At 62.5% G+C, this 19810-nt stretch carries 11 protein-coding genes and 1 tRNA gene; 8 read left to right on the top strand and 4 right to left on the bottom strand.

Going from position 1 to position 19810, the window contains the following annotated elements; genetic code table 11:
- Window positions 1–81 precede the first annotated feature (81 nt).
- The 4 genes from K3F49_RS23930 (at window position 82) to K3F49_RS23945 (ending at window position 9564) form a co-directional block, all read left to right on the top strand.
- The gene (locus tag K3F49_RS23930; RefSeq protein WP_234683396.1) at window positions 82–1335 is read left to right on the top strand and encodes an efflux RND transporter periplasmic adaptor subunit; all 1254 of its coding nucleotides are present in this window, start codon (window positions 82–84) and stop codon (window positions 1333–1335) included.
- 8 nt (window positions 1336–1343) lie between these two features.
- Complete coding sequence (locus tag K3F49_RS23935; protein WP_234683397.1) at window positions 1344–4523, top strand: efflux RND transporter permease subunit; 3180 nt, start codon at window positions 1344–1346, stop codon at window positions 4521–4523.
- Window positions 4520–7627: an efflux RND transporter permease subunit gene (locus K3F49_RS23940; protein WP_234683398.1), complete on the top strand. Its 3108-nt coding sequence runs from the start codon at window positions 4520–4522 to the stop codon at window positions 7625–7627. Before K3F49_RS23935 ends, K3F49_RS23940 begins: the two co-directional genes overlap by 4 nt.
- A 155-nt stretch (window positions 7628–7782) precedes the next feature.
- Window positions 7783–9564, top strand: coding sequence for a tetratricopeptide repeat protein (locus tag K3F49_RS23945; protein WP_234683399.1), 1782 nt, complete (start codon window positions 7783–7785; stop codon window positions 9562–9564).
- 190 nt (window positions 9565–9754) lie between these two features.
- On the opposite strand, the gene K3F49_RS23950 is transcribed toward K3F49_RS23945, so the two are convergent.
- Window positions 9755–12262, bottom strand: a complete 2508-nt coding sequence (locus K3F49_RS23950; protein ID WP_234683400.1) for a hypothetical protein — start codon at window positions 12260–12262, stop codon at window positions 9755–9757.
- 342 nt (window positions 12263–12604) lie between these two features.
- Here K3F49_RS23950 and K3F49_RS23955 point away from each other — a divergent pair, with 342 nt between their 5' ends.
- Both K3F49_RS23955 and K3F49_RS23960 read left to right on the top strand, forming a co-directional pair.
- The gene (locus K3F49_RS23955; protein WP_234683401.1) at window positions 12605–13228 is read left to right on the top strand and encodes a tyrosine-type recombinase/integrase; all 624 of its coding nucleotides are present in this window, start codon (window positions 12605–12607) and stop codon (window positions 13226–13228) included.
- Window positions 13229–13654: 426 nt separating this feature from the next.
- Entirely contained in the window at window positions 13655–15061 is a 1407-nt protein-coding gene (locus tag K3F49_RS23960) for a DUF5906 domain-containing protein (RefSeq protein ID WP_234683402.1), read from the top strand.
- Between the two features lie 60 nt (window positions 15062–15121).
- On the opposite strand, the gene K3F49_RS23965 is transcribed toward K3F49_RS23960, so the two are convergent.
- The 3 genes from K3F49_RS23965 to K3F49_RS23975 all read right to left on the bottom strand — a co-directional run bounded on the left by K3F49_RS23965 (window position 15122) and on the right by K3F49_RS23975 (window position 18875).
- The gene (locus tag K3F49_RS23965; RefSeq protein WP_234683403.1) at window positions 15122–17002 is read right to left on the bottom strand and encodes a site-specific integrase; all 1881 of its coding nucleotides are present in this window, start codon (window positions 17000–17002) and stop codon (window positions 15122–15124) included.
- Between the two features lie 101 nt (window positions 17003–17103).
- Window positions 17104–17180: transfer RNA gene (locus K3F49_RS23970), tRNA-Arg, on the bottom strand.
- Between the two features lie 165 nt (window positions 17181–17345).
- A complete protein-coding gene (locus tag K3F49_RS23975; RefSeq protein WP_234683404.1) occupies window positions 17346–18875 on the bottom strand; it encodes a sensor histidine kinase in 1530 nt (509 codons plus the stop codon).
- Window positions 18876–19237: 362 nt separating this feature from the next.
- Between K3F49_RS23975 and rpmH the strand changes: the two genes are divergently transcribed.
- Window positions 19238–19372: a 50S ribosomal protein L34 gene (gene rpmH, locus K3F49_RS23980; protein ID WP_008542748.1), complete on the top strand. Its 135-nt coding sequence runs from the start codon at window positions 19238–19240 to the stop codon at window positions 19370–19372.
- A gap of 26 nt (window positions 19373–19398) precedes the next feature.
- Window positions 19399–19803 carry a ribonuclease P protein component gene (rnpA, locus tag K3F49_RS23985; protein WP_234683405.1) on the top strand — a complete coding sequence of 135 codons (405 nt, stop codon included), beginning with the start codon at window positions 19399–19401 and terminating at the stop codon, window positions 19801–19803.
- The last annotated feature ends 7 nt before the right edge of the window (window positions 19804–19810 follow it).

A 19810-nucleotide genomic window follows, 5' to 3' on the forward strand; every position in this document is an offset into this window, starting at 1 on the left:
CAAGACAGACGTTCATCGGCGCCAGCGCCGTTGATCTCATTGTGCTACGCGTGCTAATGTTACGAGTAGTAGCATATAGCGATGACGGGTTTGAACGTGAAACGCGCAGCCAAACTCCTAATCACCGCGCTGGTCGTGTTGCCCGCGGGCTACGCTGCCTATTATTTCAGGAATGACATCAAGGACATCAAGTTTCCGTTCGCGCTGCCCTTCATGCAGGCGGCGGAGGCGGAGCACGGTGCGACCGCCGCACCTCCGCCGAGACCGCCGGTCGCCGTCAAAGTCGCCGCCGCGAAGGCGGAGGACGTCCCGATCTATCTGACGGGCATCGGCACCATCCAGGCCTACAACACCGTCAATTTGCAGAGCCGGGTCGATGGCGAGATCGTCCAGATCCTTTTCCAGGAAGGGCAGGACGTCAAACAGGGCGACATCCTCGCCGTGATCGATCCGCGCCCGTTCCAGGCCCAGCTCGACCAGCAGATCGCGGTGAGGCAGAAGGATCAGGCGCTGCTCGACGGTGCGCAGATCGACATGGAGCGCTACGATTCGCTGATCCAGAAGGCCGCCGCGATCTCCCGGCAGGTCGTGGACCAGCAGCACGCGCTGGTCGAGCAGTACAAGGCGCAGGTCAGGAACGACGAGGCCCAGATCGAATACGCGCGCACGCAGCTCGGCTTCACCAACGTCCGCGCGCCGATCAGCGGACGGCTCGGCATCCGCCAGGTCGACCAGGGCAATTACGTCCGCGCGGTGTCGCCGACGACCATCGTCACCGTCACGCAATTGCAGCCGATCTCGGTGATCTTCACGCTTGCGGCGGTCGCGGTCGGCCAGACCCGGCTCAGCCTCGGCCAGGCCGATGCACCGGTGGTCGCGCTCACGGCCGACAACACGATCGAACTGGACAAGGGCACGATCACGCTGGTCGACAACCAGGTCGATCAGGCCAGCGGCACGATCAAGCTGAAGGCGACCTTTCCCAACAAGGCGCTGAAACTCTGGCCCGGCAATTTTGCCAACGGGCGGATCACGGTGGACACGCGCAAGAACGCGATCACCGCGCCCGCGATCGCCGTGCGGCACGGGCCGCGGGGCGATTTCGTCTGGGTCGCAAAGGCGGACGATACGGCGGCCTTCCGCCCCGTCACCGTCGGGCAGATTTTCGATGGACGCGCGCTGATCGACAAGGGGCTGGCCAAAGGCGAGCGCGTCGTCACCGACGGCTATTACCGGCTCGAGAACGGCGCCCGCATCACCATCGAGGGCGCGTCGCCGGCCGCGAAGGCGCAGCCCACCATTCAGCCACGCCCCGCCGAGCTACGCGTTGACTGAGGCCCGCCATGTCCGCGCCCTTCATCCTCCGGCCGATCGCGACGACGCTGATGATCGTCGCGGTCGTGCTGCTGGGCATGCTCGGCTACCGTGAGCTCCCGATCGCGCCGCTGCCGAATGTCGACTTTCCCACCATCCAGGTGGTGACGCGCTATCCTGGCGCCTCGGCCACCGTCGTCGCAACCTCGATCACCGCGCCGCTGGAGCATTATTTCGGCACGATCTCGGGGCTGACGGACATGAGCTCGACCAGCTCCTATGGCTACAGCCAGATCACGCTGCAGTTCGACCTGTCGCGCAAGATCGACGCCGCCGCGCAGGACGTGCAGGCGCGGATCAATGCCGCCGCGGGCTGGATTCCGGTCGAGCAGCTGCCGAGCCCGCCGACCTATCGCATGGTCAATCCGGCCGATACGCCGGTGCTGATCCTGGCGCTGACCTCCAGGACGATGGCTCTGCACGAGGCCAACGATCACGCCGCGACCATTCTGGTGCCAAAGCTGTCGCAGATTCCGGGCGTCGGCGCCGTCAGCATCGAGGGCGGGCAAACGCGGGCCGTACGCCTGCAGATGAATCCCACCCGGCTTGCCGGGCTCGGCATGTCGCTCGACGACGTCCGCCGCGGCATCGCCGCCACCACCGCAGACAATCCGAAGGGATCGCTCGACGGTCCCAGGCAGGCGTTTCACGTCGACACCAACGACCAGCTCTTCACCGCGGAGGCCTATCAGGATGCGGTGATCGCCTATCGCAACGGCGCGCCGGTCTTGCTGCGCGATGTCGGCACCGCCATCGACGGCGTCGAGGATTCCGAGCAGGCGGCGTGGTTCCAGGGCGAGCGCGCCGTGCTGCTCGACATCCAGCGCCAGCCTGGCGCGAACACGATCGAGGTCGTGAATGCCATCAAGAGCATTTTGCCGAAGCTGCAGGATTCGCTCCCCGCGGCGCTGAAGATCTCGGTCGTCAGCGACCGCACCACGACGATCCGGGCCGCAATCCACGACGTGCAGTTCACGCTGGTGCTGACGGTCGCCCTCGTCGTGCTCGTGATCTTCATCTTCCTGCGCAAGCTGTGGGCGACCGTAATCCCGAGCGTCACGCTGCCGGTCTCGCTGGTCGCAACCTTCGGAGCGATGGCGCTGTGCGGCTTCAGCCTCGACAATCTCTCGCTGATGGCGCTGACGATTGCTTCGGGCTTCGTCGTCGACGACGCCATCGTGATGATCGAGAACATCGCGCGCTATGTCGAGGAGGGCGAGGACCCGCTCGCGGCGGCCTTGAAGGGCGCGCGACAAATCGGCTTCACCATCGTCTCGCTGACGGTGTCGCTGATCGCCGTGTTCATCCCGCTGCTGCTGATGGGCGGCGTGGTCGGCCGGCTGTTCCGGGAATTCGCGATCACGCTGTCCTTTGCCGTCGTCATATCAGGGCTGGTGTCGCTGACGCTGACCCCGATGATGTGCGCGCAGCTTTTGCAACGTGAGGACCCGGATGCGCAGCACGGCTGGCTGTACCGCATCAGCGAGCGCGGCTTCGACGCCTCCGCCAGCTTCTATCTGTGGGGGCTCGACTGGGTGCTGAGGCACCGCGGCCTCACGCTGGTCTTCACTCTGCTCACTTTGGTCGCCACCGGGATGCTTTACGTCGCAATCCCCAAGGGATTTCTGCCCTTGCAGGACACGGGTCTTTTGATTGGCACCACCGATGCGGCTCAGGATATCTCCTTTGCGGCGATGGCCGAGCGGCAGCAGCAGCTCGCGGCCGTGGTCGGGCGCGATCCTGATGTCGTCACCGTCGGCAGCTTCGTCGGCATCGGATCCGTCAACACGACGCTGAACAGCGGCCGGCTCTATATCGATATCGGCAGCCCCGACGCCCGAAAGTCATCCGCCGCAACCGTCATGGCGCGGCTGCAACATGCGGTCGAGGGCGTTCACGGCATCACGCTGCATCTGCAGCCGGCGCAGGATCTGCAGATCGAATCGCGGGTCGCGCGCACGCAATACCAATATGCGCTGCAGGATCTCGACGAGGACGAGCTTCGGCTCTGGAGCCGGCGCCTGGTCGAGGCGCTGCGCAAGCGGGGAGAGCTCGCCGACGTCGCCGACGACCGCCAGGACGAAGGCCTGCAGATGTCCGTCACCATCGACCGTCAGCTCGCGGCGAGCTACGGCGTCAGCCTGAACACGATCGACCAGACGCTGTATGACGCGTTCGGGCAGCGCCAGATCGCAACCGTGTTCGGCCCCCTCACCCAGTATCACGTGATCCTCGAGGTCGATCCTGCGCTTCGCAACGATCCCAATATCCTGGGCAAGATCTATCTGACCGCAGCTGCGGCGCAGGCCAGCACCATCGATCAGCAGACCGGCGGTTTCAGTGGCGCCTTCAGCAAGGCTTCCGCGCCGGTGCCGCTGTCGGCCTTCGCGCGGATCGAGCGGCAGCACGCCCCGCTGCTGATCTCGCACCAGGGCCTGTTCCCCGCCACGACCATTTCATTCAACCTCGCCGAAGGCGTTTCGCTGAGTCAGGCAACAGACGCCCTGCGCCGGACCGAGCGCGAGATCGGTCTGCCGGATGCGGTCACGACCAAGCTGATCGGCACGGCCGCCGAGTTCGCCAACTCGCTCTCGGACGAGAAGTGGCTGCTGCTCGCCGCGATCGTGACGGTCTACCTGATCCTCGGCATGCTCTATGAGAGCTACATTCACCCGATCACGATCCTGTCGACCTTGCCGTCGGCGGGCATCGGTGCGCTGCTGGCGCTGATGCTGTACCGGCAGGATCTTAATCTGATCTCGCTGATCGGCATCATCCTGCTGATCGGCATCGTCAAGAAGAACGCCATCATGATGGTGGATTTCGCGCTCGCCGCCGAGCGCGAGGACGGCGCGTCCTCGTTCGACGCCATCCGGCAGGCCTGCGTTCTCCGCTTTCGCCCGATCATGATGACGACGATGGCGGCGCTGTTCGGCGCGCTGCCGCTCGCGATCGGCTCGGGCACCGGCTCCGAGCTGCGCCAGCCGCTCGGCATCGCCATCGTCGGCGGACTGATCGTCTCGCAGGTTCTCACGCTCTACACGACCCCGGTGGTCTATCTGGCGTTCGCCTCGCTGCGCACCCGGTTCGGATGGCAATCCGCCGATGATCCGGCGGCCATGCCGCAAGCGGAGCGACCAGCGCCGTGAGCATCACCGCACAATTCGTGCTGCGGCCGGTCGCGACGACGCTGCTGATGATCGGCGTGTTCCTGCTTGGTTGCGTCGCCTATTTCCGTCTGCCGATCGCCTCGGTGCCGGCGGTGGAGCGGCCCACCATCGGAATCTACGCACCATTCCCCGGCGCGAGCCCGGCAACGGTCGCCAACGCGCTGTCGCAGCCGCTCGAGACCACGCTCGCGCTGATCCCGGGCGTGACGGAAATCACCTCGTTCAGCGCGATGGGCGGCACCAGCATCACGGTGCAGTTCGAGCTCTCCGTGGATGTCGATGCCGCCGCGGGCGCGGTCCAGGCCGCGATCAATTCGGCGGGGCCGAACTTGCCGAAGGGACCGTGGCCGCCGACCTATTGGAAGGCGAACCCGGCGGGCCCCGCGGTCGTCGCGCTCGCTTTGACCAGCGACGTGTTCACCCCCGGCGAGGTCTACAGCCTTGCCGACGGCGTGATCTCGCCAAAACTGTCGCAGCTGCCGGGCGTCGCGCGGATCAACGTCAGCGGCGCCGAGCGCAGCGCGGTGCGCATCCAGGTGTCTCCGGCGCGGCTCGCCGCGATGAACCTGTCGCTGGAAGCCGCGCGCGTCGCCGTCGTCAACGCATCGCAGAACCTGCCGAAGGGCGCGATCTCGGTTGACGCCCATCGTCTCACCATCGAGGCCAACGACCAGTTGCTCCAGGCCTCCGAATATCGCGACATCGTGCTGGCCTGGCGCAACGGCGCCCCGGTCCGCCTCGGCGACGTCGCGTCGGTGACCGACAGCGTCATCAACAACCGTCTCGCCGGCTGGTACGGCACCGAGCGCGGCATCGTTCTGTTCGTCTACAAGCAGTCCGACGCCAACATCGTCGAGACCGTCGACGCCATCAAGGCCGAGCTGCCGGAAATCCAGCGCTGGCTGCCGCCGGGCATCAAGCTGCATACGGTCTATGACCGCACCACGCTGATCCGGGCTGCCGTGAACGACGTCAAGCTCACGCTGGTGATCGCGTCAATGCTCGTCGTGCTGGTCATCGCGCTGTTCCTCCGGCGCTTCTGGGCCACCGTGATTCCGAGCGTCACGATTCCGGTCTCGCTGGCCGCGACGCTGTTCGTGATGAGCCTGTGCGGCTTCAGCCTGGACAATCTGTCGCTGATGGCGCTGACCATCGCCGCCGGCTTCGTCGTGGACGATGCGATCGTGATGATCGAGAACATCATCCGGCGCATGTCCGAAGGCGAGCCGGCGCTGCAGGCCGCCATCAACGGCGCCCGCCAGATGGCCTTCACGGTCATCGCCATCACCGTCGCCCTGATCGCCGCGCTGATCCCGATCCTGTTCATGCCCGATGTCGTCGGGCGCTATTTCCGCGAGTTCGGCGTGACCCTGGTGGTCGCCATCGTCTCCTCGGCGGCGATCTCGCTGACGCTGACGCCGATGATGTGCGGACATCTCCTGGATCGCGGCCGGCCGCGGCTGCATAACCCCGAAGCTGACCCCGGCCGCCGCACCTTTTATGCCCGCAGCCTCGACTGGACGCTGCGCCACCGTTTCCTCACCGTCCTGATGATCACCGCGCTGACGGGGACCAGCGTCTGGCTTTATTGGCAACTGCCGAAAGGCTTCATGCCGACCCAGGACACCGGCGTGATGTTCGTCCGGACCGTGGCTCCGTCGAACATCTCGTTCCTCTCCATGGAAGACCGGCAGCGCGCCGTCGGCGAGGCGATCCTGCAGGACCCTGCGATATCCGGTCTGACGTCCTATATCGGCGAGGGCAATGGCAACGCGCTCAGCGTCGGGCAGATGCTGGTCGCACTCAAGCCGCCTGACATCCGCAAGCTGTCGATCCAGCAGGTCATCACGCGCTTGCGCGAACGCATGAACCGCATCGACGGCGTCCGGGTCTTCTTCGTGCCGCTGCAGGATCTCAATCTCGGCGTCCAGTCCGGCGGCTCGCGTTACCAATATACGATGTGGGGCATCGACGAAGAACAGGTGCTGCGCGCCGGGGAAAACATGATCCGCCGCGTCCGCGGCATTCCGCAGATCATCGATGTCATCGCGAGCTGGGAAACCGGCGGCTTGCAGGCGGGCCTGACCATCGACCGCCTGCGCGCCGCGATGCTCGGCGTCACGCCGGTCGCGGTCGACAACACGCTCAACGACGCCTTCGGCCAGCGTCAGGTCAATCTGCTATTTTTGCCGACCAATTATGCGCGCGTGATCTTCGAGGTCGAGCCGCAGGCGGCGAGTGGTCCCGACTCCATGAGCCAGATCTACGTGCCGAGCGCGAGCGGCAAGGCGGTGCCGCTGACGGCCTTGACCCGGCCGCAGCGGGCGCACGCGGCGATGTGGGTCCGCCACAGCGCCCAGTTTCCGGCCGCGACGATTTTCTTCGACATCAAGCCCGGCACGTCGATCGGAGACGTCCTCGCGGCAATCCGTAACGAGGAAGCCGCGGCAAAGCTGCCCGATGACATCAAGGCGGAATTCCGCGGCGAGGCCAAGGAGGCCGACAAGTCGATCGTCAAGCAGGCCGCGCTGTTCGCGGCGGCCCTGATCGCGATCTACATCGCACTCGGCATGCTCTACGAGAGCTATGTCCATCCCCTGACCATTCTCTCGACCCTGCCACCGACCGCCTTCGGCGCGCTGGTCGCACTGTGGGCGACGGGAACGCAGTTCACGCTGGTGACCACCATCGCCTGCATCCTGCTGCTCGGCATGGTGATGAAGAACGCCATCATGATGGTCGACTACGCCCTCGATGCGGAGCGGCATCGCGACCTCAACGCCCACGACGCCATCCTGCTCGCGGCACGGCTGCGGGCGCGGCCGATCACCATGACGATGCTCGCCGCATTCCTCAGCGCCGTCCCGATCGCCTTCGGCACCGGCCCGGGGTTCGAGATCCGCCAGCCGCTCGGCATCACCATCATGGGCGGCCTGGTCGTCGCCCAGCTGTTCACGCTCTACTCGACGCCGGCGATGTACCTGATCCTCGACAGGCTGAGGCGGCGGAAGAAGGCGGCTGCGCCCGCGCGTCAGACATCCGCTGCCGGCGATGCGCCGGCTCTGCCCGATCTCGGCGGCTAGGACACAAGGCGGCTTCGAACCTGGCCGCAAGCTTCGCGCAAGCTCCCGCTGCTGAAGTCGAATCAACCGCGACGCCAGAGAGGCGGGGTTGCGCCCGTCAGAAGCCGCTGCCGCCACCGAGGCGGACGTTCGCCATGAACGGGACTCGAGCAGCGATGAGCACAGCAGCCGCCTTCTGTGAAGCGGGCCTTGCGCATTTCAGGGACGGGCGACATCTCGACGCGCATGCCTGCTACCAGCAGGCTCTTGGAATCGATGCGGAGCATACCGACGCCCAGCATCTCATGGGGCTGCTGTTTCTCCAGGCCAGGCAATACAACGAGGCCCTCGCGTGGATCGTCCGCGCGATCCAGCGCGCGCCGAAGCCCGAATATCTGGCGAGCTTCGCGACGGTCCTGCAGCAGCATGGGCGCTGCGACGAAGCCCTCAACGTCATCGACAACGCGATACAGCTTCGACCTGACGATTCCGAGCTTTGGCGACAGCGTGGCGACATCTTCATTCAGCTTGCGCGCCTGGATCAGGCCCTGCCGAGCTTTCAGCACGCGCTCGAGCTCAATCCACATCATCACGATGCCCTCTGTAAGAGCGGGATTATCCTCCACAAGCTCGGGCGGAACGAGGAGGCACTTGCCCGTCTTGACCTCAGCGACAGCCTGTTCCCGGACCATGCGCCGACGCTGCGGACCCGCGCATGGGTTCTCTATTGCCTGAAACGGTTCGAGGACTCCGCGACCGACGGCCGGCGGGCGCACCAGCTCGATCCCGGCAATGCCGAGATCTGCAACAATCTGGGTCTTTCATTGCGGCAGCTCGGCAGCAATGAAGAGGCGTTGGCATGGTTCGACAAGGCCATCGAGATCCAGCCGCGCTTCGTGGATGCCTTCGACAACAAGCTGGTCGCGCTGTTCCACCTTCATCGCTTCGACGAGGTCTTCGCGCTGTCCGATCGCATGACGTCGCTTGGGCTGAAGAGTACGGTGACAGAGTGGAATGTGTCTCTGGCCCATCTTCTGACAGGCAATCTCGAAGCCGGCTGGCGCGGACACCAGACCCGATTGAAGCTGCCTTCGGCAAGACACCCCCAGCTTCAGCGACCGATGTGGCTCGGGGAAGAAAGCGTCGAGGGAAAGACGATCCTTGTCGCAGCGGACGAGGGATTGGGCGACACCATTCACTTCGTTCGCTACGTCCCCATGCTGGCAGAGCGCGGCGCACGCGTTGTGCTCGTCGTTCAGGACCCGCTGCATCGGCTGATGTCGACGCTGAGCGGTGCATCCCTTTGTGTTCCGAGGTCGGCGATGGGCACGCTGCCGGCTTTCGATCTGCACTGCCCGATATCCAGCCTGCCGCTCGCCTTCAAGACCCGTCTCGATACGATCCCCTCGGGACCGTATCTGCCCTCCCCTCCGGACAGTCTTGTTCAGGCCTGGGAGAATCGCCTCGGTCCTCGCACCAGGCTCCGGATCGGCCTGGCCTGGTCCGGCGATCCACATCACGTGAACGATGAGACGCGCTCGATTCCCCTGCGAGCGCTGACCGGTCTCCTCGACATCGATGCCAGCTTCGTCAGCCTGCAGAAGGCCCCGCGCCCGCATGACGCGGCATTGCTGCGGGAGAGAAGCGACATTGTCGACCTGACCGCCGATCTCACCGACTTCACTGATACGGCCGCGTTGATCGCTTGCCTTGATCTCGTGATCACCGTCGACACCAGCGTCGCCCATCTCGCCGGCGCGCTTGGCCGCCCGACCTGGATCCTGCTGCCGTGGACGCCCGACTACCGCTGGCTGCTCGATCGTACGGACAGCCCCTGGTATCCGAGCGTGCGGCTGTTCCGGCAGACCGAGACGCGTGACTATGAGAGTGTGCTCGATCGCGTGCGAAGCGAATTGCGGGGTCCCATCATCGTGCGCATAGTTTATCCCACGCAGTGATACCACCACGGCAGGACCAAGCTATTGAGCTATCGACCTATTCCCAGAAAGTAAGGGGTTCTAAGGTTACTGGCGCGCCCGGAACGAGGGACCGCGCAGCCGCGAAAGCTCTTGAATTTGCTCGGGTTTTGACCGTCCTGCCGAGGCGCACGATACCACCGGGGAGTACCACCGCACAAGGCCGCGAGCCTTAGTACTTGTTCTTGCCTCTGGTGTTCCAGCCTCGCCCTTTGCTTTGCGCTGCATGTTTCTTTTGGTTGCCTTCAACTGCCCGCCTTACCGCGTCGAACTGATCCTGACCTTCTCGAACCACTTCGTGCCAATCGAAGTATGGAACGCGCAGACCCGAGGCATCCCAAGCCTCGCTAAGATAGTTGCGAAAAGCGGTGGTGCGCTCCAGTCGGAGCTGAATTTCAAAGCTCTCTAAATTCTGCGAGATTGCCGCCTCAGCCTGCTGATCTAAGATAGGGGTGTCGAACAAAACCGCATCCAGATACCCAAACGTCCCGAGCCATCTTCGCAAATGGTAGGCTCCGACCGTAGTCACACGGAAGCCGTGCGGCATCGCGCCGACCAATCCTGCAATGTCCTCCTCAAAGGTAATGCGCTCTGTCGTCTCGATGAGCTTCTTGTTGGTCAGCCGCCGTAAGGCCCCCTCGATCTGGGTCGGCAGAAACGCGAGCGCCTGCATTGAACTGAGTATCAAACTCGCTTGAACGAACTCATCCTTATCTTTCGCCGTGTGTTCGTACATTAGAAACGCAACTACGAGCGGGCACAAAAAGTGCTCTCTTGGGTCCGGGTTCTGAACATCGAGCAAGTTCATTGCAAGCGAGGAGTTGGGGTTGAAGTGCGAGTAGTCACCCAGAATGGCGGCCTTGGAGAACTCGTGCAGTGGAATGTTGTATTTCCCGGTCTGAGATTGAATTCTCACAATCTTCTCGGCTTCGACATTTGGGCTGCCGATGAACTGCGTCACGAACTCAACAACAGCACGAATGTTGCCGCCACTGATGTTGGCGAGGATTTCGGTCAGACTGCGATTGTGCTCCAAAGAAAATAGCAGGGCTTTGAGGAAATGAGCCATACTGTCGATACTGAGCCGCACGCCTTGGAGCATCGATGCGGGAATTTTTCCTTCGGCCACCTTCAGGGCGAAGAGAAGCCGCTTCTCAATGACGACCTCTGGACGGGGCGGCTCAATCGTAAAGACCTTGTGGGGGTATGCGGCCAGCACGCCCGCTCGCTTTGACTGAAAAAATGTTTGCGGCCTGACGGTGATAAACACCAGCGCGTTCCATCCTTGGGCCAACTCCTGCGCGATCAGAAACGCCTCTTGTTGGATGGCAGTGGTTCGTTGGTCGGCGTTATCAATCATGAAGATGATTTGCTTCTGCCTACCTGAAGCCAGATGTTCAGCCGAGCGGCGGAGGTGTTCCGACTTATCCGCGACGGTTTCCCTGAGAAACGTGTTTATCTCGGCGTCAACTGCGCCAGCATCGTCCTTGAGAGAAGCAACGCGAAAACTCTTGCGAAATCTCTTTATGTCGAGGTCATACACACCACGAACAAAACCATCCTCGTAAACATCCACTTGGTATTTGGCGTAGAGTTGGCGCTCAATCTCTTTGAGCACGTGGGCCTTGATGTCCGTGTTCAGGGCGGCCTTCGATCCAAGATCAACATAGATGAGGAGCGAATTCTCAAACTCCTTTGGCGCGCGGATGTAAATCAGGTCTTCAAGGAAAGAGGTCTTTCCGACGCCGACGTCCCCCAAGAGGACGATGGGGCGCTTGGCCAGAGCCTCGGTCAAGATTTGGTTTGTGAGCCCACCAGCCTCATCCTGCCCCTTGGCCGGCTCCAGTGTAGGAGAGCCCTCTTGGGACGGAAACAACGAGGCGTAACGGGCTTTCAAGACCTGCTGGCTTATGAGAGCGTCACGGCTCAGTGCTCCTGTATCGGCGTAACACTCATTGTAGAACCGCTTCTTCATCGCCTCGGTGCGAACGATGTCTTCGAGGAGCAGCTCACTAATGGCGCGCAAAGTGGCCTGCAAATCCGACTTGTATCGGAACGACGGGTATCGCAGTAGGCGCGAGGATAGTTTGCGAGGAAGGTTGGTTTCGATCCTGTATCCCAAGGATGTCGCAAGGCGGCGCTCAAAAAGGCCATCGGGAGAAAGGCACTGCCAGTAGGCTGGAAAATCCTCCTCCAGTTGTTGCAGGCTGCGGCAGACGAGCGCTCTACCGTCGAGCCACGATGACCCAATCCGCTGCCCAATGAAGGCAATCAGTTGATCCCCGTTGCAGACGACAGCGAATTCAATTCCCCCGCCATTACAATAACCTTGCGCTTGCCTGATCGCCGCGTCGGCACTTTTGCTGACCGACATGACGGACTTAAGGCTCTGTATGAGGCCCTTGTCTTTGTCAGCCGGAAAGTCGAAGTACGCTCCCGCCCGCTTGGCTTCCCAGACAATTTCGGCGGGATTGCCCAGCACGTAGTCTCGAATGTCACCATCCAAGCGGCTCTCCGTCTTGATGACTTCGCGCGGCCAGCCAAAGCATTCGATGAGCAGCCGATCAATAAATTGAAACCGCGTGTCGGCCTCATTCCACGCAGGGAGCTTGTCGCCGAACTCGGCGCGGATCGAACGGAGGTTCTTTAGTCCTTGATCCAGTGAAACGGTTGAGCGCATGTTTCATCCTCGGCCTGTTCCACCCTACGGCTATTTCAAAGTCGTATACAACTGTTCTTGGCGGCTCCAGTAGCGGTTGAACCTCTGGCTGCGATCACAGGGAAACATCAGGCGGCTTGGAGCGCTTGCGGACACAGCTTCCGTAACCCGGGCGGCGGCCGCAGCCTTTAGTCCGTGTTTTTTGAAGTCACCCCCCGAGCCTCGTTGCCAAAGGGGCCCACCTTGGAAAAGGGGACCCGTTCAAAGGGCCCTTCACAACGGCGCGCGGCTGACCGGCCCTTGCAGACTGTCCGTAATTCGGTCATTATACGAACAGTTGCTTCGTCGCGAATGGGGAAAACATTGGCCAAATCGCACCTCCGCCTGATCAGGCCGCACACCGAAAAACGAACAGTTATGCCCAAGCGGCTTCCTAATGCCGACCTGCGGACCCGCGAGTATCTGACCGAGGCCGAGGTTGAGCGGTTGCTTGAGGCCACCAAGGGAAACCGTTGGGGGCACCGCGACGGCACCATGATCCTCGTGGCCTACCGTCACGGCCTTCGGGCGGCCGAGCTGGCGGACCTGCGCTGGGATCAAATCGACTTCACAACGGCCACCCTCCACGTCCGCAGGGTCAAGCAGGGCAGCCCGAGCACCCACCCGATCCTCGGGGACGAACTGCGGCGGCTGCGGCGGCTCCAGCGCGAACAGCAACCCAAGTCACCCTTTGTGTTCACGTCGGAACGCGCGGCGCCCTTCACCACCGCAGGCTTCGCGCGCATGGTCGAGCGGGCGGGCGAACAGGCAGACCTCGGGTTCAAAGCCCACCCGCACATGCTGCGGCACGCCTGCGGCTTCGCGTTGGCCTCTAAGGGGCATGATACCCGTGCCCTTCAGGCGTACCTTGGGCACAAGAACATTCAGCACACGGTGCGATACACCGAGCTATCGCCCTCCCGGTTCCGCAACTTTTGGCGGGACTGATCCCAGCACCGCGCTCAATTGTTTATGTCCAGTGCGGATAAGTTTATCGCTGCGTGGGAAGCGGACCAGATGAGGATCGATCCGAGCTGATTTCCGCCACATCCGTTGGTGCAAGAACTGCATTTGCATTGAAAATAAGTCAATGACCGGGTGGGAAACCGACCTCGGACCGCTAAATTCCGGCTCCGAGCGATTGACCCGAGACCGCTACGGCCCGCGCCTCTGGCAAGACCCGCTCCTGAGCAGTCGCTCATGTGCCTCAGTTTATGTCTATGCGGAAGCACCTCTGATTTGAAAGAACATCAAGTTCCCAGCGATTGAGATTTGCGTTCACGCGGTGAGCGGACTATCTCAGTGGCGCGCGCGGACGGCCTTTAGGCTCAGCATGCGCCGTGAGTTCCGCAGACAGAACAACAAGGATGCGCCGTGACGAACGGCAGCACGCATAACTCCCTGAAAATGCAATCGACAGATCAATCTCCCGACACCGAAGTTCAAGATGATTTGCCCCGCGTGGGCACACCCGAGTTCGAAGAGCGATGCGAGCAGGCCATGAAAAAGGTCTGCGACAAGTACGCTTGGACTGCACAGCACGGCGGGATCGTCCTGCGTCGCAATCCGCTCAAGATGGCACCCCTCCAGGACTACGTATGGATGCGGATTGCAAAGGCGGAGTACGGCTTTCGTTACTACGATAGTGGAGGGCGAAAGAAGGTCTGGTTTCCGTCCTTCGAGACGGTTCTGTCGCAGTACTACGAACCTGAGTATCACGATGAACCCTATGATGGCGTGTTTGTCATCGCGGAACGGGTCGAGTTTCTTCCCGGCGAGCCTGAGATTTCACACGACCGCGACGGTTGCCGCGTGCTCAACCTTTGGACGCCCCCGCCTTGGAGCGGGAACGGGCACACCGAGGAGCCCACGGTTTTCCTTGAGCATCTCGCGTACATCTTCGACAATGACAGCGCCGCCATCGAGCACGTCCTGAACTTCCTTGCGCATCTGGTGCAGCGCCCGCAGGAACGGGTCGGGCACGCGCTATTGATCACCAGCGAAGCCAAAGGCATCGGCAAGTCTACCTTGGGGACCGTGGTGCGCCGTTTGGTTGGTGAACAGAACAGCCGCGTCGCGCAAACCAAGGACCTCAAGAGTTCCTTTGATGGCTGGCTCATTGGCAAACTCGTGGTGCAGGTGGACGAAGTCTACGAGGCAGGAAATTGGGACTTGGCCAACAAGCTCAAGCCGCTCATCACCGAGCCCACCGTCAGCGCCAACATCAAATACGGCCCACAGCTTGAAATCGAGAACTACGCCCGGTTCATCATGTTCTCAAACCACAGCGCTCCGCTGAACATCGAAGAAGGCGACCGCCGCTACTTCGTCTTCAACAGCAAGGCCCAGCCCCGTCAGGACGACTACTACGACCGTCTCTACGGCTACATCGAAACCCCGGAGGCTATGAACGCTCTTTACGGTTTCCTGATGAAGCGCGACCTGTCCGGGTTCAGCCCCTTCCGGCGACCACCGATGACTGAGGCTAAGCAGCAGATCATCGCGGAGAGCGAGCACCCGCTACATACCTACATCATCGACGCCGTCGTCAGCGGCCACTTCCGTCGCGAACTTGGAGCCGAGTTCTCCTTTGACGCCCTCGCGCGCCAGTTGGCGAAAGATGGCTACAGCGCGCAGGCGAAAAATACCAAGGAGGTAGGTAGCGCGATGAAGCTGGCGGGGGCCACACAGGCTCGCAAATCGGTCGGAGACCGGAAGGTGCGCATGTACGTTCTCCCGGCAGTGGACGAAGACGGGGACGACGAGGACCACAAATTCTGATGTCAGTAAGAGTTTCGAAGGCACCCCGGCCTACCCGGTCCCCACGCTGCTCCCCTACGTTTACCGAGGTTTCTGCGGGCCGGGAATGACACGCCTACCCGGTCCACCACGGACCCTCTTGGCTCCTCGCGTGCTCATGTGGTCGGGCGTCCATCGGACATGGGAGAGGTTGAGGCCGGGGTAGCGGACCTTCTCAACGGCCTCTGAAAGCCTCTGGAAGCCAAACCGACGAGCCATTTCCTTCCATCCGTAGTCCCGAGCTACCGGATTGTTGCCGCTGTGTCCTGTGAGCGCATCGTTGATGTCCTCGTTCACACCTGCTGCGCGCAAAGCGTCCTTGAAGCCGTGGCGGAATGAGTGAAACACGCTGTCCGGGTTAGTGATGCCGAGCTGGCGCTTGTAGCGGCCAAACCATTTCGAGAAGGCTTCCCCAAAGAGCCCCTTGGAGCCCGGTGTGAGCTGTGGAAACAACCGTGCTGATTGTCCGCCTCCAGCGCTGACGTGCTCCACGAACTCCAGAAAGCCAATGCGGATCAGTTCGGAGTGCACGGGGATGGCGCGTAGAGAGCTTTCGGTCTTCACGCTTCTGCCTTCTTCCTCCGCCTCGATCACAGTGAGGAAACGGACGCCTGTGGGGTCGTCGGTCTTCACATCCTCCACGCACATCGGCGCAAGTTCGTTCAGGCGAGCACCACTGAAAACTCCGAGCAGCGGCAGCCAGAACGCCGCTTCACCCTTTCCACCTGTTGGCCGTTCTCCCGAAACGTACACTGGTGAGGAGAAGAGGGCCTTCAGCTCCTGTGGCTCCCAAGGCTGTCGTGTGGATCGCGTCTCCCGCAGCCTCATTCCTTTGACCGGATCGGACCATGGCATGTCGTCGGGAATGATGCCGTTGTTTCGTGCCCAGTTCAGCACCGCGCCCAAGCAGTTCAGCCATTTGTTGATGGTTGCGGCCTTGATCCGAGGAAGTTCAGGATGCTTGCGCGAGTAAGCGGCAAGCTCGGGCAGAGGAGCCTTCAAGAGCTTCCCCGACCTCTTCGCTGGCACGAGCTGCGCAGCGTCACGAAACTGCCGAACATGACCTCGGTTGATCTTGGTTACGTCAAGGTCACCGTGCAGCTCGATGAAGCGCTCGATGCCGCGTTCAAACTCCATGCTGGTGCTCTTCCTGCGGGGTGTGACCTTGAGCCAACCTTCGTAAGCAGCACGAAGCCCTGAGCCTGACGAGGAGACGTTGAGGACGCCGCTGGGTTCGACCAGCTTCGGGCTCTCAATGGGCTCCCCACGGTGTCGCGCTTGAACCGCCTCCAATGCGCGGACCTCCGCCCTCATGACCGCAAGTGCCAGCTTGCGAAAGTCGGGACTATCGGGGTCGAGGTTGATGCGGAAGACCTGAAGCAGCTCGTTCACCTCATAGCGGATGAAATCGACTTTGCCGCGTGCCAAGGCTTCTTTGAGGGCGGGAAGCACGGTCGAGGTGTCCTCCTCGATTTTGTGCATCATCCTGTCGGAGAGACCGGAAGTCGTCTGCGGGACCTCAAATGGAGTAGCAAACTCAACACCGGCTTCGGTGAGCTGACGGTGAACGCCCGCAAACACCTCATCGGACCCGATGCCCTCCTCGCGAAGCTCTTCGTCTGCGCCCAGCTCGTGGGCATAGAAATAGTCGCTGATCGTCTTGATTTCGGCTTCGGTCAGCGACGTGCGAACCGGGTGCTCCACAAGAAGAGCTTCTGCGTTCGCGATGATGCGGTCGAACTCCATCATCACAGGCTTGGACAGGACCTTTGCGCGCTTTTCGTCCTTCGTGCGGAGCGAGCGCTTGAGCCAAGGCTGTCGGGTCTTGCTTTGCCCCTGCACTCTCGCCACGGCTTCTTCGAGGTGCTTCGGCACCTTGCGTCGCACGCACCACACGCCGTGCTCGTTCTTGATCAAACCCATTCCAACGCGCGCCATTGATCCCACCGCTTGATACCAGTGCGGCAGGACGAAGCTATTGATTTGTCGATTTTTTCCCGAGAAACAAGGACTTCGCGAGATGATGGCGCGCCCGGAACGATTCGAACGTCCGACCCTCAGATTCGTAGTCTGATGCTCTATCCAGCTGAGCTACGGGCGCGTGTTTCGCAAACAATTGTGCGGGCTGGGCCCGCACGCAGCCTCCAGCTAGCGCCGGAGGGGTGCGAAAGAGCGCTCTGACTAACCGCTCTTGGCCGGATTGGCAAGGTCCGGGATGAGGAGATTTTGCAGGGAGATGACGGTTTTCGCATCGGCCGTTGGCGGATCAGGCTCGCTGCCGCTCGTTGCGGATGGAGAGGAGTTCCACGGGACGGTCGGGGATGACGATCCGGAAGGTGGCGCCGATGGTGCCTTCGACCAGATGGATGTCGCCGCCATGGGCACGGATGAGCTCGGCGGCGATGGCGAGGCCCAGCCCGCTGCCGCCGGGGCGGCCGGAGGTCTGGAACGCCTCGAACAGATGCTCCCGGGTCCTCTGGGGCACGCCCGGGCCGGTATCGGAGACCTCCAGGATGGCAACCGCGCCCTCACGCTTGCCGGTGATCCGGATCTGCTGCGGGCCGCCGTCGCCGGAGGCATGGCTCTCCAGCGCCTGGGCGGCGTTGCGCACGAGGTTGAGCAGCACGCGGAACAGCTGGTCGGGATCGGCATCGACCGCGAGGCCGCGCTCGATCGCGGCGACCCAGGCAATCGAGACGTCGTTGGCAAGACCGGCTGTCTCGCGCACCTCGAGCACGACCGGCTCGATCAGCATCATGCGGCGGTCGGGCGCGGCCTCCTGGGCGCGGCCGTAGGACAACGTCGACTGGCAGAAGGCGATGGCGCGCTCGAGCGAACGCACGAGCTTTGGCGCGAAACGCTGCACCCGCGGATCGGGCACACTGGCGAGTTGGTCCGACAGCAGCTGCGCCGAGGCCAGCAGATTGCGCAAATCATGGTTGATCTTGGAGACCGCGAGGCCAAGCGCGGCGAGCCGGCTCTTCTGATGCAGCATCGACATCAGGTCGCGCTGCATGTCGGACAATTCGCGCTCGGCGACGCCGATCTCGTCGCTGCGCTGGCTCGGCACGATGATCCGCGCCGAGCTCTCGGGATTTTCGTGGAAACCGACCAGGCTCGCGGTCAGCCGCCGCATCGGCCGCACGAAGAGATAATGGAGCGCAAGGTAGACGAGGCCCGCGGTCAAAACGCCGATGATCAGCGCGACCACCACGACGTTGCGGGAGAAGCGGTACATCGACTGCCGCAGCGGCAGATCGTCGGTGACGATCTCGATGAACTGGGCGTTGCCGACGCCGGGGCCGACGATGCGGATCGGCTGGTTGCCGGTCTCCAACATCATCTGGAACGAGCCGGTGATCGCCTCCCACACCGTCATGTCGCGAAGGTCGATGTCGTGCTCGATCGTGGCGGGCAGATTGTCGCTGGCGAGCAGGCGGCGCTGCTGGCCCATCTTGATGGCGACCGCGCGCGCATTGATGCTCTTGAGGATTTCCCGCGACAGCGAATCCGGCACCATGCCGAGCGGCGCGGCATCGAGCACCAGCGCGGCCGTGTTGGCCGCGGCGACGCGGTCGTTGAGCCGGTTGACCCAGAAGTTGGCGATCGCGGGCACATAGAGCAGGACGGCCGCGATCATCACCAGGGGGACGGTCAACAGCAGCAGCTTGCCGGACAGCCCGAGCCCACCCGGTCCGCGGGATCGCGTCACCGGCTGGTCCGCTGGCTGATCCGGGCCTTGATCGGTAACGCGATCCAGATCCTGGGTCGGCTGCTGGAGGTCTGTCGCTACCACGAAATTCGCCCCTGCTGGCCTTCTGATAGAGCTCGACTGATGGAGCATGCGACCCGCCCCGGGGGGCGGTCAAATTACGGATCGCTAATCTGCCGAGGTGGGATGTAAGCGCTGATACTGCTAATCGCCACCTCAAGAGTTAAAAACCCCAAGGAAACAGCGATATTCACCGGAACTGTGCGGTCCTGCGGCGTTGACGAAAACAAGGCGCTCGCTTATAAGCCGGCCAAATTGTCCGCGATGACCCGGTGCGACACCGGGAGCGGCTCTTCTGGGGCCGGAAATGGCTCATTTTGGGCCGCATCTTCCGGACTTTATCATCAATTCTACAGGCAAATTGCCCGGTCAGCGGAGAAAAACCCGTGAAGCGGACTTATCAACCCAGCAAACTGGTGCGCAAGCGCCGCCACGGCTTCCGGGCCCGTCTCGCGACCGCCGGTGGTCGCAAGGTTCTGGCTGCCCGCCGCGCCCGCGGCCGCAAGCGTCTGAGCGCCTGAGCCGGACCCCTTTTTGGGATTTCATTATGGATCGGCTGAGGCAGCGAGCGGATTTCCTCGCCGTTGCCAATGGCGCGCGGGTGAATAGTCCCGCGTTCGTCCTGCAAAGCCGTGGTCGCGACGACAGCGGCCCGATCCGGATCGGCTTCACCGTTACCAAAAAGAACGGCAACGCCCCCGAGCGCAATCGCATCCGGCGCCGGCTTCGCGAACTGGTGAAGCGGCTCGATCCGGTGTCGATGCTACCCCATCATGATTACGTGCTGGTCGGCCGCAGGGACGCGCTCTCGCGCGACTTCACGACCATGCTCGACGATCTGCGCATAGCGTTCACGAAGCCCGCGCGGCATACGGCCAAAGGACCTAACAAGGGACAGGCAAAGGGACGCGGGCCAAAGCCCGACCCCGCCGCCAGCCGCAAACCGGATTGATGACGAG

Source organism: Bradyrhizobium monzae (genome assembly GCF_021458635.1).
Taxonomy (GTDB): domain Bacteria; phylum Pseudomonadota; class Alphaproteobacteria; order Rhizobiales; family Xanthobacteraceae; genus Bradyrhizobium.